The organism is Asticcacaulis solisilvae (genome assembly GCF_017875235.1).
Classification (GTDB): Bacteria; Pseudomonadota; Alphaproteobacteria; order Caulobacterales; family Caulobacteraceae; genus Asticcacaulis; species Asticcacaulis solisilvae_A.
In genome coordinates, this window is the sequence record NZ_JAGGMI010000002.1 from 483,962 (window position 1) to 498,321 (window position 14,360).

11 protein-coding genes are annotated in these 14,360 nt (G+C 61.3%); 4 read left to right on the forward strand and 7 right to left on the reverse strand.

Features of this window, described 5'->3' with window-relative positions; genetic code table 11:
• The first annotated feature begins 202 nt into the window (after positions 1-202).
• Both uvrA and J2X24_RS05395 read left to right on the forward strand, forming a co-directional pair.
• Positions 203-3,112: an excinuclease ABC subunit UvrA gene (uvrA, locus tag J2X24_RS05390; protein WP_209717703.1), complete on the forward strand. Its 2,910-nt coding sequence runs from the start codon at positions 203-205 to the stop codon at positions 3,110-3,112.
• 119 nt (positions 3,113-3,231) lie between these two features.
• Entirely contained in the window at positions 3,232-4,065 is an 834-nt protein-coding gene (locus J2X24_RS05395) for a carbonic anhydrase (protein WP_209717706.1), read from the forward strand.
• Positions 4,066-4,167: 102 nt separating this feature from the next.
• On the opposite strand, the gene J2X24_RS05400 is transcribed toward J2X24_RS05395, so the two are convergent.
• The 3 genes from J2X24_RS05400 to J2X24_RS05410 are packed head-to-tail and all read right to left on the reverse strand — an operon-like array spanning position 4,168 to position 6,818.
• Positions 4,168-5,019, reverse strand: coding sequence for a hypothetical protein (locus J2X24_RS05400; protein WP_209717710.1), 852 nt, complete (start codon positions 5,017-5,019; stop codon positions 4,168-4,170).
• Between the two features lie 16 nt (positions 5,020-5,035).
• Positions 5,036-5,953, reverse strand: coding sequence for a hypothetical protein (locus tag J2X24_RS05405; RefSeq protein WP_209717713.1), 918 nt, complete (start codon positions 5,951-5,953; stop codon positions 5,036-5,038).
• A 31-nt stretch (positions 5,954-5,984) separates the two neighbouring features.
• Complete coding sequence (locus J2X24_RS05410; RefSeq protein WP_209717718.1) at positions 5,985-6,818, reverse strand: hypothetical protein; 834 nt, start codon at positions 6,816-6,818, stop codon at positions 5,985-5,987.
• 209 nt (positions 6,819-7,027) lie between these two features.
• Between J2X24_RS05410 and trmFO the strand changes: the two genes are divergently transcribed.
• Both trmFO and J2X24_RS05420 read left to right on the forward strand, forming a co-directional pair.
• Positions 7,028-8,458: a methylenetetrahydrofolate--tRNA-(uracil(54)-C(5))-methyltransferase (FADH(2)-oxidizing) TrmFO gene (trmFO, locus tag J2X24_RS05415; RefSeq protein WP_209717722.1), complete on the forward strand. Its 1,431-nt coding sequence runs from the start codon at positions 7,028-7,030 to the stop codon at positions 8,456-8,458.
• A 16-nt stretch (positions 8,459-8,474) separates the two neighbouring features.
• Positions 8,475-9,212 (forward strand): DUF1353 domain-containing protein, encoded by a 738-nt coding sequence (locus J2X24_RS05420; protein WP_209717725.1) that lies wholly within the window; start codon positions 8,475-8,477, stop codon positions 9,210-9,212.
• Here J2X24_RS05420 and J2X24_RS05425 read toward each other — a convergent pair.
• The 4 genes from J2X24_RS05425 to J2X24_RS05440 form a co-directional block, all read right to left on the reverse strand.
• Complete coding sequence (locus tag J2X24_RS05425) at positions 9,209-9,886, reverse strand: squalene/phytoene synthase family protein (RefSeq protein WP_209717728.1); 678 nt, start codon at positions 9,884-9,886, stop codon at positions 9,209-9,211. The two genes, J2X24_RS05420 and J2X24_RS05425, sit on opposite strands and share 4 nt — an antisense overlap.
• Positions 9,883-12,477 carry a protein translocase subunit SecD gene (gene secD / locus J2X24_RS05430; RefSeq protein ID WP_209717731.1) on the reverse strand — a complete coding sequence of 865 codons (2,595 nt, stop codon included), beginning with the start codon at positions 12,475-12,477 and terminating at the stop codon, positions 9,883-9,885. The genes J2X24_RS05425 and secD overlap by 4 nt, the downstream gene beginning before the upstream one ends.
• Before the next feature lie 64 nt (positions 12,478-12,541).
• Entirely contained in the window at positions 12,542-12,892 is a 351-nt protein-coding gene (yajC, locus tag J2X24_RS05435; RefSeq protein WP_209717733.1) for a preprotein translocase subunit YajC, read from the reverse strand.
• Between the two features lie 169 nt (positions 12,893-13,061).
• Positions 13,062-14,261 (reverse strand): M23 family metallopeptidase, encoded by a 1,200-nt coding sequence (locus tag J2X24_RS05440; protein ID WP_209717734.1) that lies wholly within the window; start codon positions 14,259-14,261, stop codon positions 13,062-13,064.
• Between the last annotated feature and the right edge of the window lie 99 nt (positions 14,262-14,360).

The window sequence follows — 14,360 nt, forward strand, 5'->3', positions numbered from 1 at the left end:
CTGCCGGCTGATTCCGGTCTTACTGTGTCACGTATCGCGTCACACGCAATACATGTGCTGACAGATACAGGCAAAACCGCTGCATAAGGTAAAGAATGCCAGCCTTACGAAAATGTTGCCACAATGTTCTTGTCACTGCTGGCAAAACTTGGCAAAGGACCTATATAATCGGCCTTGTCAGTACTGAGGATATCCACGCGTCATGGCGAACCCGCATCACGATCAGGACTTCATCAAGGTGCGCGGCGCGCGCGAGCATAACCTGAAGGGCGTGGACGTCGATATCCCGCGCGGCCAACTGGTCGTGCTGACCGGGCTTTCGGGCTCGGGCAAGTCCTCCCTGGCATTCGACACCATCTATGCCGAGGGCCAGCGCCGCTACGTCGAATCGCTGTCGGCCTATGCCCGCCAGTTCCTGGAACTGATGTCCAAGCCCGATGTCGACCTGATCGAAGGCCTGTCCCCGGCCATCTCGATCGAACAGAAGACGACGTCGAAGAATCCGCGCTCGACGGTCGGCACCGTGACGGAAATCCACGACTATATGCGCCTCTTGTGGGCGCGCGTCGGCATTCCCTATTCGCCGGCGACCGGCCTGCCGATCGAAAGCCAGACCATCTCCCAGATGGTCGACAAGATCGTGTCGCTCCCTGAAGGCACGCGCCTGCTGCTGCTGGCGCCCTATGTGCGCGGCCGCAAGGGCGAATACCGCAAGGAAATCGCCGAGTTGCAAAAGCAGGGCTTCCAGCGCCTCAAGATCGACGGCGAATACTATGCCATCGAGGACGCGCCCAAGCTCGAGAAAAACTTCAAGCACGATATCGATGTTGTCGTCGATCGTGTTGTTATCAAAGACGGAATCATGGGTCGTCTGGCGGATTCGCTTGAAACCGCCCTGCGCCTGGCCGATGGCCTGGCGGTGGCCGAGCTGGCCGATATCGCTGAAGGTGAGACCGAGCCCAGGCGTATCCTGTTTTCGGAAAAGTTCGCTTGTCCGGTCTCCGGCTTTACGATCGCCGAGATCGAACCGCGCCTGTTTTCGTTCAACAATCCGTTCGGCGCCTGTCCGACCTGCGACGGGCTTGGCGTGAAACTGGCCTTCGACCGCGACCTGATCCTCGATCCGAAGAAGTCGCTGAACGACGGCGCCATTGTGCCGTGGTCAAAAGGCCCCTCGCCGCTCTACGCCCAGACCCTGCAATCGCTTGGAATCCACTATGGATTCACCATGGACGGCCCGTGGGAAAAGCTGCCGGAAAAGATCCGCGATGTCATCCTCAACGGGTCCGGCAGCGAAAAGATCAAGTTCACCTATCAGGACGGATCACGCCGCTACGACGTCACCAAGCCGTTCGAAGGCGTGATTCCCAACATGGACCGGCGCTGGCGCGAAACCGACTCGTCGTGGGTGCGCGAAGACCTGGCGCGCTTCCAGTCCGAAACGCCGTGCGAAGCCTGTAACGGCGCGCGTCTCAAGCCCGAAGCCCTGGCCGTCAAGATTGATGCCAAAACCATTGCCGACATCTCGACCCTGTCAATCAAGCAGGCGCACCTGTGGTTCAGCAATATCGAAGACAAGCTGAGCGAGAAGCAGCTCGATATCGCACGAAGAATTCTGAAAGAAATCAAGGACCGCCTGCGCTTTCTTAACGATGTGGGTCTGGATTATCTGAACCTTTCGCGCAATTCCGGCACGCTTTCCGGCGGCGAAAGCCAGCGTATCCGCCTGGCGTCGCAGATCGGTTCCGGCCTGACCGGCGTGCTCTATGTGCTGGATGAACCGTCGATCGGCCTTCACCAGCGCGACAACGACCGCCTGCTGGTCAGCCTCAAGGGCCTGCGCGATCTCGGCAATTCGGTGCTGGTGGTCGAGCACGACGAGGACGCCATCCTGCAGGCCGACTATGTCATCGACATGGGCCCGGCCGCCGGCGTCCATGGTGGCCAGATCATTGCCCAGGGCACGCCCGACCAGGTGCGGAAAAACAAGGACTCGATCACCGGTCAATACTTGACGGGCAAGCGCGAGATCCCGCTCTTCTACGGCGAAGGCCACAATGAACAGCGCCGGCCGATCAACAAGAAGAAGATGCTGAAGGTCATCGGCGCCCGCGGCAACAACCTGAAAAACGTCACGGGCGAGATCCCGGTTGGCGTCATGACCTGCATCACCGGCGTGTCCGGCGGCGGCAAATCAACATTTACGCTCGAGACGCTGTACAAGGCGGCGGCGCGGCGGCTGAACAATGCCTCGGCCCACCCGGCGGCCCACGACAAGATCGAAGGCCTGGAGCACTTCGACAAAATCGTCGAGATCGACCAGTCGCCGATCGGTCGCACGCCGCGCTCGAACCCGGCCACCTATACCGGCGCCTTTGGCCCGATCCGCGACTGGTATGCGGGCCTGCCCGAGTCCAAGGCGCGCGGCTATGGCCCGGGCCGCTTCAGCTTCAACGTCAAGGGCGGCCGCTGCGAGGCCTGCCAGGGCGACGGCGTCATCAAGATCGAGATGCACTTCCTGCCCGACGTCTATGTCACCTGCGACGTCTGCAAGGGCAAGCGCTATAACCGCGAAACACTCGATATCGTCTTCAAGGGCCATTCGATCGCCGACGTGCTGGACATGACGGTCGAGGAAGGCGCGGAACTGTTCAAGGCCGTTCCGTCGATCCGCGACAAGATGAAGACGCTGGAACGCGTGGGCCTGGGCTACATCAAGATCGGCCAGCAAGCGACGACGCTTTCGGGCGGCGAGGCGCAGCGCGTCAAGCTGTCGAAGGAACTGTCCAAGCGCGCCACCGGCAAGACGCTTTACATCCTGGATGAACCGACGACCGGCCTGCACTTCGAGGATACACGCAAGCTTCTTGAAGTGCTGCATGAGCTGACCGACAACGGCAATACGGTCGTCGTCATCGAGCACAATCTCGATGTCATCAAGACGGCCGACTGGCTGCTCGATTTCGGCCCCGAAGGCGGCGATGGCGGCGGCGAGATCGTGGCGTCGGGCACGCCGGAACAGGTGTCGGACAATCCGAAGTCATGGACCGGCAAGTATCTCAAGCACATGCTGGCCAAGCACCGCCAGCGGCATCTGGAGCCGGCGCAGTAGGCACGCGAGCGCAATCCCAAAAGAAGTCACCGATTTTGGGATAAATTGCGCGTCCTAACGAGAAACAGATGGTTAACGGGCTTTAAAGAGCCTTAACCATTTCGCGCGAAGGTGGCGGCATGAGACTCACATCGCCCTCCCTTCTCGCCCTGTGTCTGGCCACCGGCCTGATGGCCCTGTCCGGCTGTTCGTCCAAGAAGGACGCGGCGCACGGCGATGCGCATGGCGGCGGTCACGGCGGTGAACACGGCGAAGTCGTCCCCGCTACCCTGCACCACTGGAGCTATGGCGGCAAGGACGGTCCCGACCATTGGGCGGAACTGGGCGGCGATAATTCCGTCTGCAAGTCCGGCCACCGCCAGTCGCCCATCGATATCGCCGGCATTACCAAGCAGCGTTCGGCGCGCGTAGTTTTCGACTACCAGCCTTCGGCGGCGACCATTCAGAACAACGGCCACACCATCCAGGTCGCGCTGACCGACGCCGGTGGCATCACGGTCGATGGCGTCCCCTACAAGCTGAAGCAATTCCACTTCCATTCCCCGAGCGAACACGCCATCAACGGCCACCGCGCCGTGCTCGAAACCCATTTCGTCCATGAGAATGCCAAGGGCGACCTGCTGGTCATCGGCGTGCTGTCGGATATCGGCGCGGCCGATCCCATGCTGGGCTCGCTGTGGACCTATCTGCCGACCGAGGCCGGCAAGCCGGTGCCGCTGGCCGACCTGCTGATCAATCCGCAAGACCTGATGCCGGCGACCGAGGACTTCTATGTCTATTCCGGTTCGCTGACGACGCCCCCGTGCAAGGAAGGCGTCACCTGGATGGTCTATTCCTCGCCGCTCAGCGTCAGCGTCGAACAGGCCGATGCCTTCGAACGCCTGGTTGGGCCGAACTCACGCCCCATTCAGGCCCGCAACGAGCGCGACTTCCTGCACGTCACCGGAAGCTAGAGCGATATGGCGAAAAGTGTAAGCGGTTTTCGCCTTAAACATCGCGACAAAACAAAAACTTGGATCGGTATGATGTTTCCACTTAAAATCATACCGATCTAATTAGGGTTTGATGCCAGCTATATCGCGATAGGCGGCCACCGGCGCGCCATGGATAATGGCCGTCGTCTGCGGCCACGCCAGCCCTAGCCACAGGACGAGAATCACTACGCGCGGCGGTGTCAGGAAGGCATCCAGGCTGGTCAGGTTGAGCGGGATATTGGCCTGCTGTTGCCCGAAGGCCAGCAAGGTCACGCCGTCGATCGCCGCTTCGGACAAATAGCTGACGATCATCGATAGCCCGAAGGCCAGGAGATACCCGCCCAATAGTGCGATCGACCGACCGCGCGTCAGCTGGAAGCTGCCGAAGATATCGACGCGGCGCGTGGCGAAACTCTGTACCGCGTTCAGCGACAGCCGCAACCGCAGCCAGGCCACAGCCAAAAAGGCGATGAATATACCTATGGGCGTGAACTGAACCGGCAACCCCAGGATAGACCAGGCAATCGCCACCGCCCAGAAAAGACCGACGGACAGGCCGAATGTCGCTGCCTGAACAGCCAGCACACGCAGTTCCGTCAAGCCGAAACGCAAATACCCCAGCCGGTCATCGCCGGCCTCCAGGCTGGCGCGGCAGATGGCGCAAATCAGCACGGTCGAGGTGATGAGGTAGACCGGTGTACACGCCGCCAGGGCGGTAAAAATACGGCCGGCGATCAGGAGCGCCAGCGCCACGTCGTCCTGCTTTTTGTTGAAGGCCAGGATATCGCCATGATGCGGACCGACGATCGCCACGAGCAGGAGCGCGCAGATGCCGTAGCCGAACAGGCAGACCAACCCCCAGAACAGCAAGAGCTTTGGCCGGGCCTTCAGAAGGCGAAACCCTTCCAGGGCAAAATTCAAACGTAATTCCATGGCGTCCGTTCAGGCCTCAGAACACGTTTTCAGCACTGACGCCGCCATTGGCAAGGCGCTTGTAGGCCGCGGCGGGGGCGCCGAAGCTGATAGCCATCAATAGCGGCGCGACGATGCCGTTGCTGACGAACAGGTAGGCGACGGTGACCGGATTGCCGAGGCCCTGGATCCCCAGGCGCGCCGAATCGAGCATGCGCGAATAGGCGTTGAAGTCGCCGCCCGAAGCCGCAATTGCCAGAGCCGCGAAAATGCCCAGGCACAGGACGAAAACGATCGTCGCCGTGGCGAGCGCTAGGAAATAGCCCAACATCAAGGTGCCGGCGTGCCCTTTTGTAAGCGCCCAGGAGCCAAAAAGATTGATGCGTTTCTGGTCGAAACTCTGGACAAAGCACAGGGACAGACGCGAACCGATATAGAAGATGGCCAGGAGCGTGGGAATCAGCCCCAGGAACACGCCCACCATGCCGGCCGGTGTCGACGGGCCGCCCAGGATAGCTGAAAAGCTGGCGCCGATGATGATGCCCGGCAGGACGGCCAGCAGATAGATCAGGAAAAAGATGATCCAGAACAGGATGGTGACGCCGACCTGGCGCAGTTCGTCCATGCCCAGCCGCAGGCCTCCGAATGACAGAGGGGCGTCGTGCAGCACCACGCGGAAGATGGCGCAAGCGATAACGACCTGGATCAGCATGTTGATCGGAAAGGCCAGGGCGTAGGCCGGACCGATCTTGGCGTACGCGGCCAGCAACGCCGCCTGATCGTTGCCGGCGGCGGCCTGCTCAAGCTCACCCATGGCCGTCCCGGCCATCGTCCACATGATCAGTGCGCTGGCCGTGAAACCCAGGAGCGTCAGCAGGCCCCAGGGCAAGAGGCGCGACGGCTTTTCACGGATGATGCGAAACCCTTCGAACGCGAAGTCGAACGGCAGTTTCATGTGGTCCTCAACTCAAACAGGCGTGTGGCACTTATCTAGTGCGTGATGCCACAATCTGCCCGTAAGCCGAAGACAAAAATCCGATCATGACCGGGATCAGAAGAAAAACCGTCACGGCCTGCAGTACATAGTGCGCCACGAGCAGGCCCGACGTCCCGTGCCCAAGGGTAACGCCACCGACACCGGCGCCAGCGGTGACGACGATCGCCACGATCACGAACGGCACAAACAGGACAATCAGACCGATGAACAGCTTGCCGACATTGCCCGAGCTCAAGCCCAGAGCATTCAATGTCACCAAGCGGCGTTCGGCCACATTGGCGGCGCCCATCAGCACGAATTTCAGGCTAAGGAAGATCAGGAAGACCCAGGCCGCGGCCAGATAGCTGATAAAAATCCAGTCCTTGCCTTCGTGACGCTGGATCATGGCGCGCAAGGCGTCAAACGTGTCGGCGTGACCTTCGGCCATGCCGGCCGTGTTGAAGGCGATAAAAAAGACAACGCCGATCGCCACCACGATAAGAACTGCGAACAGGCCGACGATCAACTCAGCCAGAAACAGGCGCAACTCAGGCCAGGCCAGTTGCAGACCGCCAAACCCGAGGCCTTCCTTACCCGCATTACGGCCGAACAGGGCGATGCGGTAAAGCGCGCCATAAGCCACATATTGGAAGATCAGGAGAAGGATCGCTGTACCCGCCTTAATGACAAAGGCAGGGATGGATTGCGGATTCAGTTGCGGCAGGAATGCGCCCGCCGCTGCCCACAGGATGAGGACCGCCCACGCGCCGCTCCACATCGACGGCAGGCCGGCAAACGCCGCCGACAGGGCGCGTCCAAGCGAAAACGACGGCCTCGTACTCATCGGAACCCCACCCCTTTTCCTCTCGCGAGACCCTTACAACATAGAGCCTTTGGCGACAATCGGATCATTTACCATTTAGAAACAAATCCATTCTCGTGAGAAGGATATTTTTCCGTGCGGCGCAAAATAACATTGTCCTTGGTAATCAAGACACACATGTGAAGGCGGCAGGTCTTTTCATGCCCGTCCGCATGCGATAGAGCCCGGGGATGACACGTCAAATCCAACCTATTCACGTCATCGGCGGCGGGCTGGCGGGCTCGGAAGCCTGCTGGCAGATCGTCAGCCAAGGCGTGCCCGTCATCCTGCACGAAATGCGCGGCGGTAGAGACGGCGACGGCCAGACCATAACCACCGACGCCCATCACACCGATGGTTTCGCCGAACTGGTCTGCTCGAACTCCTTTCGTTCGGATGACTGGCAGTTCAATGCCGTCGGTCTCCTGCACGAAGAGATGCGCCGGTGCGGCAGCCTGATCCTCAAATGCGCCGACGCCCATCAGGTGCCGGCCGGCGGCGCCTTGGCCGTCGATCGCGAAGGCTTTTCCGCCGCGGTGACCGCGGCGCTGGCCGCCCATCCGCTGGTAACCGTCGTGCGCGAAGAGGTGTCCGGCCTGATGGACACCGACTGGGACAATATCGTCTGTGCGACCGGCCCCCTCACCTCGCAGTCGCTGTCCAACGTCATTCTGGAAATTTCCGGCGAAGGCCACCTGTCCTTCTTCGACGCCATCGCGCCGATCATCCACGCAGACAGCATCGACATGTCCAAGGCCTGGCGCCAGTCGCGCTACGACAAGGAAGGTCCGGGCGGCGACGCGGCGGCCTATATCAACTGCCCGATGGACAAGGCGCAGTATGAAGCCTTTATCGACGCCCTGCTGGACGGCCCCAAGGCCGAGTTCAAGGAGTGGGAGCACGTCCCCTATTTCGACGGCTGCCTGCCAATCGAAGTCATGGCCGAACGCGGCCGCGAGACCCTTCGCTATGGACCGATGAAGCCGGTTGGCCTCACCAATCCGCACAACCCGACCGTCAAGGCGCACGCCATCATTCAGTTGCGCCAGGACAATGCGCTCGGCACCCTCTACAACATGGTCGGCTTCCAGACCAAGCTGAAGCACGGCGCCCAGGCCGACATCTTCCGCATGATTCCGGGTCTTGAAAACGCCCAGTTCGCGCGCCTGGGTGGCCTGCATCGGAATACCTTCATCCAGTCGCCGAAAATCCTCGACCGTCAGCTGCGCATGAAGGCGGTTTATCCTGGAAAATCAATCCGTTTCGCCGGGCAGATCACCGGCGTCGAAGGCTATGTCGAAAGCGCGGCCATCGGTCTTCTCGCCGGACGCTTCGCTGCCGCCCAGGCGCGCGGCCAGGTCCATGGGACGCCGCCGGAGACGACAGCGCTGGGCGCCCTGCTCAACCACATCACGGTCGGCCACCTCGAAGGCGGCTCGTTCCAACCGATGAACATCAATTACGGCCTGCTGCCGCCGATGGAGGCGCCCAAGGCCGACGAGAACGGCCAAAAGATACCACTGAAAGAACGCGGCCGCGCCAAGAAGCGTTTGATGAGCCTGCGGGCTTTAAATGACCTTAATTCGTGGCTACATACGGCTCCGGAACCGGAAGTGGCGTGATTTGAGTGAGATGACGATGAAGGGATTGCAGCGGGGGGCGGCGATTCTGGCAGGGTGTGCGACCCTGCTGCTTGGAGCGTGCGCCACAACGACGACGACCGTCTATATGCCGGTGGCGCCGACCATCAAGCCCAGTTCGCTGACGCCGCAGCCGGTCATCCTGTTCAACAAGCAGAAGAACGGCCGCAAGCTGTTCACGCTCAACGAAGAATTCCCCTACTGTGACGCGGCGACCGGCCGGGTCATCGTCGTGCCCAAATGGTACGTGACGGACTTTGCCTCGGTGCCGTGGTTCGGCCAGGGCGTGATCGACCCGCAGGGACCGACGGCGCGCGCCGCCATCATTCACGACTGGCTCTATGCCATCGGCCAGCCCGGCAAGCGCGAGGAAGCCGACGACATCTTCTACCGCGCCATGATCAGCTTCGGCGTGAACGAAATGCAGGCGCGCACCGCCTATACGGCCGTTCGCACCGGTGGCGAAAAGGGCTACGGCCTGAAGGGCGACTGGACCTTCATCGACCCAACGCGGCCGGACATCCTGCAATCACCGCCCTTCGCCAAGCCAGGCACGGGGACTGTGCGTGTCCTTTCCAAATGCGCTGGCTTTCGCGATCTGGTGATGAGCGGCTGGAAGGCCTATCCGGAAAAGGTCATCCTGCCGGCCACGCCACCGCCGGTGACCGTCAAGAAGATGCCCTATGACGGCTTGGTCGACGGCATCTTCAAGAAGAAAGACAAGCCTAAATCCTAAATCCGGCCGGTTACGAAGGTCCAGACCAGGCGCAGGCGCTTGCTTAAGGGACCTGCCGGCCGTCCCGTCCAGATGCCTTCGGCCAGCGCCGCCGGCAGGGCCACCGGCATCAATGCAGCCGGTAATTTTCTTGCCGCATTGGCGGCATCGCGGCGCAGATGCGCGCCTTCAACCTCACCCGCATCCTTAAGGCGCCGGTTCAGCTTTAGTTGCGCTAGGCCATAAAAGCGCGCCGGTGCGGCGAGCAGGCTGGCATCGCCGTCCTTGTCAAGAATCCGTGCGCACAGGCGGGCGATGACACCCTCACCGGAATCAACCACGCCCAGGGCGGACTTCAGATCAAGCCCCGCCTTGTCGAGCAACGGCATCTGGCCTTCGACGCAATCCAGCAGGTCCTGCACGGCCAAGCCGTACTGTGCGATCAGGCGTTGCAAGGCTTCGGTTAAGGGATGATAGCGCACAGGCCTGTCATCACGGATCTCTTCCAGAGCCTCATACCACCAGCGCAGGCGGATTTCGCCCATCAGCGGCTCGGTCGTCCGCTCGGGGATATCGCGCAGGGTTTCGAGAAAGGCATGCAGCGTCAGCACGTCCACCCGCTTTGCGGGATCGGAAATAAAGGACGCTGCGAGCCGGACATCTTCCGATTTCGGCTCGCATTCCGAGGCCGTCACGGCAGGATTTTCTCTTTCTTGCTGCCTTTGAAGCCGCCCATGTCGACGACTTCCGCATCGCCCGCATTACGGTTGACGCCCCACAGCAGGATGACCGGAGCCGCGACATAGACCGAGCTGTAGGTGCCGACAATGATACCGAAGATCATGGCGACCGAGAAGCTGAACAGTGCCTCGCCGCCGAGCACAGCCAGGCCGGTCAGGGCCATGACGGCCGTGACGCCGGTGATAATGGTCCGCGACAGGGTCTCGTTGATCGACAGGTTGATGATCTCCCGCAACGGCATCTTCTTATATTTGCGCAGATTTTCACGCAGGCGGTCGAAGACGACGACGGTATCGTTCATCGAATAACCGATGATGGTCAGGATGGCCGCGACCGCGCGCAGGTCGAACTCAAGCTTGAACAGCGCGAACAAACCGAAGGTCAGGATAACGTCGTGCATCAAGCCGAAAACAGCGCCCAGGCCGAACTGCCATTCGAACCGGAACCAGATATAGATCATCATCAGGCCGATCGCTATCGCCAGCGCCAGAACACCGCCGGTCAGCAGTTCGCTAGACACCTTTGCGCCGACGATTTCCGTATTTGTGAATTGCGATCCCGGAAACTCGGTGGCCAGTTTCGCTTTCACGCTGTCGACCTTGGCAACCGCATCGCCCGGCGTTTCGAACGCCATCATGGCGGCCGTGCCATCGCCCACACCCTGGACCTGAACGCCACGCAGGCCCTGGTCCGTCAGCGATTCGCGTAAGGCCCCCTGGTCGATGACCTTGCCAGGCGTCATCATTTCAAAGGCGGTGCCCCCCTTGAAGTCGACGCCGCAGTTGAGGCCGCCGCACGGTGGTTTGCCCGGATAGATGGTCAGGAACAGCGAAGCGACCACCGCGACGACCGAAATGATGGCGGCGACGCGTGCGAACGCGACAAAGTTCAAATTGGTCTTGATCGGCAGGATCTTGATCAGCGGCCACGCCTTGGGCGCGACAGCGTTCGAGATCGGCAGGGTCTTCGGACGACGCCACTTGTACCACACGGCCACCAGGACCTGCGTCACCAGCACGGCCGAGAAGACCGAGGTAAAGATACCCAGCATCAGGGTGACCGCAAAGCCTTTGACCGGTCCGGCGCCCAAGAAGTACATGATGATCGCGGCAACCAGCGAGGTAACGTTGGCGTCCAGGATTGTTTCCATGGCGCGTGAGAAACCGGCATCCAGCGCCGTGATCAGACTGCGTCCGGCCAGCACTTCGTCGCGCATGCGCTCGTAGATCAGCACGTTCGCGTCAACCGCCACGGCAAGTGTCAAAATGAGCCCCGCAATACCCGGCAGGGTCAGCGTGGCCTGCATCATCGACATGCCGCCGATGAGCAGCACCAGGTTAACGAACAGCGCCGCGACGGCCACGCCGCCAAACAGGAAGCCATAGGCCAGCAGCATGAAGACGATGACCGAAATCAGCGCAATGACCGTCGACAGCGCGCCCTTGGATACCGAGTCCGCGCCCAGTTCGGCGCTGACGGTGCGTTGCTGCTCAACCTTCAACGGCGCCGGCAAAGCCCCGCCCTTCAGGATATTGACCAGTTCAGACGCGCTTTGGACGGTGAAATTGCCTTCGATGATACCGGAACCGCCAGTGATCGGACTGTTGATGCGCGGCGCCGAAACCACCTTGCCGTCGAGAATGATGGCGAACTGCTTGCCGACATTCTGCGCGGTCGCTTCACCGAACTTGCGGGCGCCGTCGCTGTCGAAACTGAATTCGATGGCCGGACGCTGATACTGGTCGGCGCCGACATTGGTCTTCTTGAGGTTATTGCCCGACACCAGGACACGCTTGCGCACGACGATCATGCCGCCGCCTTCTTCGTACGGCAGAAGTTCGGAACCCGGCGGAATACGGCCGGCCATGGCGTCCTGCTGGGACACACTGTCGTCGACCATCTGGAAGGTCAACTTGGCCGTTTGGCCGATCACGCGCTTGAGCTGCTCGGGATCGCTCTCACCCGGCACTTCGACGACGATACGGTTGACGCCCTGACGAACAATCGACGGCTCCTTGGTTCCCAGCGCATCAACGCGACGGCGCACGACCTCCAGTGCGGCGTCGACCGCCCCGGCCGAAGTCGTCCGGATGCCTTCTTCAGTGTAGACCAGGTTAAAGGTCTGGTCTGCCTTGCGTTGCACGACGACATCGCGCGTCGTCTGCTGCGCGTTGACGGGCGGCGCAGTGATCTCGTTGAGTATTTTATAGGCTTTGTCGCTGTCCGCGGCATTGTTGACGCGCACCGACACCGTCGTGCCTTGAGAATTCAGGCCGTTGAACTGGATGCCGTCTTCCCGGAAGCGCGTACGGATGTCTTCGACCAGGTTGCTGGTTTCTTCCTTGATCAGTGCCGCCGTATCCACCTCAAGAAGCAGATAGGATCCACCCTGCAGGTCAAGCCCGAGATTCAGAATCTGCGTCGGCAGGAAACTTTTCACGCTGTCGCGCTGATCGGCGGACAGGAGGTTCGGCAAGGAATAGAGAAGGCCCCAAAAGGTAGCGATGAGCACAAGCCCAACCTTCCAGCGCGACAAATTCATCATGGTCGTAGCAACCCGGATACAAAAAAGGGCTCCGGATCAGAATCCAGAGCCTGAAACTGCGGTATTAGGCCGCCTTGGAATCGTTGGCCGGCGCCGGCTCGCCCTTGGAGCGAACCTCGGTGATCAGCGCCTTGACGACGCGGACGTTCACGCCCGTGGCGATTTCCAGCATGACTTCGGCGTCTTCGATGCGCGTCACCTTGCCGATCAGGCCCGACGACAGCACGACCGTGTCATTGCGCTTCAGGCCGCCCAGCATGGCCTTATGCTGCTTGGCGCGCTGCGCCTGCGGACGAATCATGAAGAAGTACATGATGGCGACAAAGCCGATCAGCATCGGCAGCATCGACAACAGGTCCCCACCGGGAGCAGGAGCGGCACCGGCGGCTTGGGCGAAAGCGGGCGTAGCGAACAAGGGCGTTCTCCTCAGAACTTTTAGGTCAGGCCAGGCGGTCGCGCGCGATCAAGCGCCCCCCGGCCCTGAAATGTGTGCCATACATAAGAGCAAGCTAAAAAAGGTCAATGGATTTATCCACCGCCCTGCCCGGCCCTGACGCGCCGGGCTCTGTCTTATGAGAAACAATCTATGGCAGCACCAGGGTTGGATCAACCGGGCGGGCGATATCCGTCGAAGGCGTATAACGGATTTCAAAGTGAAGCTGCGGGCGGTCGATGACACCGCTCTGGCCCACCTTGCCGATCATCTGGCCCTTGGTGACCTTTTCATTGTTCTTCACCGACATCGTTTGCAGGTGCGAGTAGCCGGTGTACCATCCGTTCGGATGCTTGATGTAGACGGTGTTGCCCAGCTCCTTGACCTGGTCGCCCTGATAGACGACGACACCGTCGGACGCGGCCTTGACTTCGGTGCCGGCTTCGGCGGCGATATTGATACCGTCGTTGCGGACATTGGGCGCCAGCTGGCCGAACGGCACGATGATCCGGCCCTTGACCGGCCAGGTGAACAGGCCCTTGCCCATCTGCGCCAACTGCGCATTGCTCGGGAAACCAGCCGACGTAACGGGCTTGGCCGGTGTGGTGGTAGTGGTGGTCGTCGTAGTCGTTGTCAAAGGCTTGGTGCCCGGAGGCGCCACGGCCGGCTTGGTGGTTGTCGTGGTCGTGGTGGTCGTCGCCGACGGAGGGGTGACGGCGGGTTTGGTCGCCGCCGGTTTGGCAGGCGCCGCCGGAACCGGCGTCGCGGCGGGCGCCGGTGTGGCGGGCTTGGCGGCGAGTGCCTGGTCGAGGCGGACCATGCCGGGGCCATTGGCGTGCTCTTCCTTGCCCTTGTCGACGGCGGTCGCTGGCAGCAGGATCTTCTGGCCGATACGCAAGGAGGCGTTGGGCGCCAGGCCGTTCATCTCATATAGCACCTTCACCGGCACTCCGAAGCGGCGCGACACGCCGTAAAGGGTATCCTTGGGCTGCAGGACGTAGACATAGGCCGCGCGCGTGTCCTTGACCGGCGCGGTTTCCCCCCGTACCGGCGCGTCATCTTTAGCCGGCGGCGGCGGAGGTGGCGGAGGCGGTGGTGCCAATTCCGTCGTCTGGATGCCGCCCGGATTGCCCTGCGGCGTCACGGACGGTTGCGGTTCAGGCGCCGGTTGCGGCGCATCATCGCCGGCCTGGGCCACGGTCTGGGTCGCTTCGGCGGGCTTGTCCTGCATATAAACGGGATAGCGCGGCTGCGGCATGGTGCCGGTACACGCCTGAAGCATGAGCATGACGGCGCCGATCGCGCCGATTGGCCACAGTTTACCGTATAGGCGGCGGTCGTTGGGCGTCATATTTCTGGCTCCCCTGCTTCGGTTTTGCGGCACGTTGAGGCCGCCGTTCCATGCAGCGACTATGGATAACGAATCGTTAGTAATGTTCTAAACAAAGCG

Coding starts and splice junctions, on each gene's coding strand:
- uvrA (WP_209717703.1), top strand. CDS start 203: ATGGCGAACCCGCATCACGATCAGGACTTCATCAAGGTGCGCGGCGCG.
- J2X24_RS05395 (WP_209717706.1), top strand. CDS start 3,232: ATGAGACTCACATCGCCCTCCCTTCTCGCCCTGTGTCTGGCCACCGGC.
- J2X24_RS05400 (WP_209717710.1), bottom strand. CDS start 5,019: ATGGAATTACGTTTGAATTTTGCCCTGGAAGGGTTTCGCCTTCTGAAG.
- J2X24_RS05405 (WP_209717713.1), bottom strand. CDS start 5,953: ATGAAACTGCCGTTCGACTTCGCGTTCGAAGGGTTTCGCATCATCCGT.
- J2X24_RS05410 (WP_209717718.1), bottom strand. CDS start 6,818: ATGAGTACGAGGCCGTCGTTTTCGCTTGGACGCGCCCTGTCGGCGGCG.
- trmFO (WP_209717722.1), top strand. CDS start 7,028: ATGACACGTCAAATCCAACCTATTCACGTCATCGGCGGCGGGCTGGCG.
- J2X24_RS05420 (WP_209717725.1), top strand. CDS start 8,475: ATGAAGGGATTGCAGCGGGGGGCGGCGATTCTGGCAGGGTGTGCGACC.
- secD (WP_209717731.1), bottom strand. CDS start 12,477: ATGATGAATTTGTCGCGCTGGAAGGTTGGGCTTGTGCTCATCGCTACC.
- J2X24_RS05440 (WP_209717734.1), bottom strand. CDS start 14,261: ATGACGCCCAACGACCGCCGCCTATACGGTAAACTGTGGCCAATCGGC.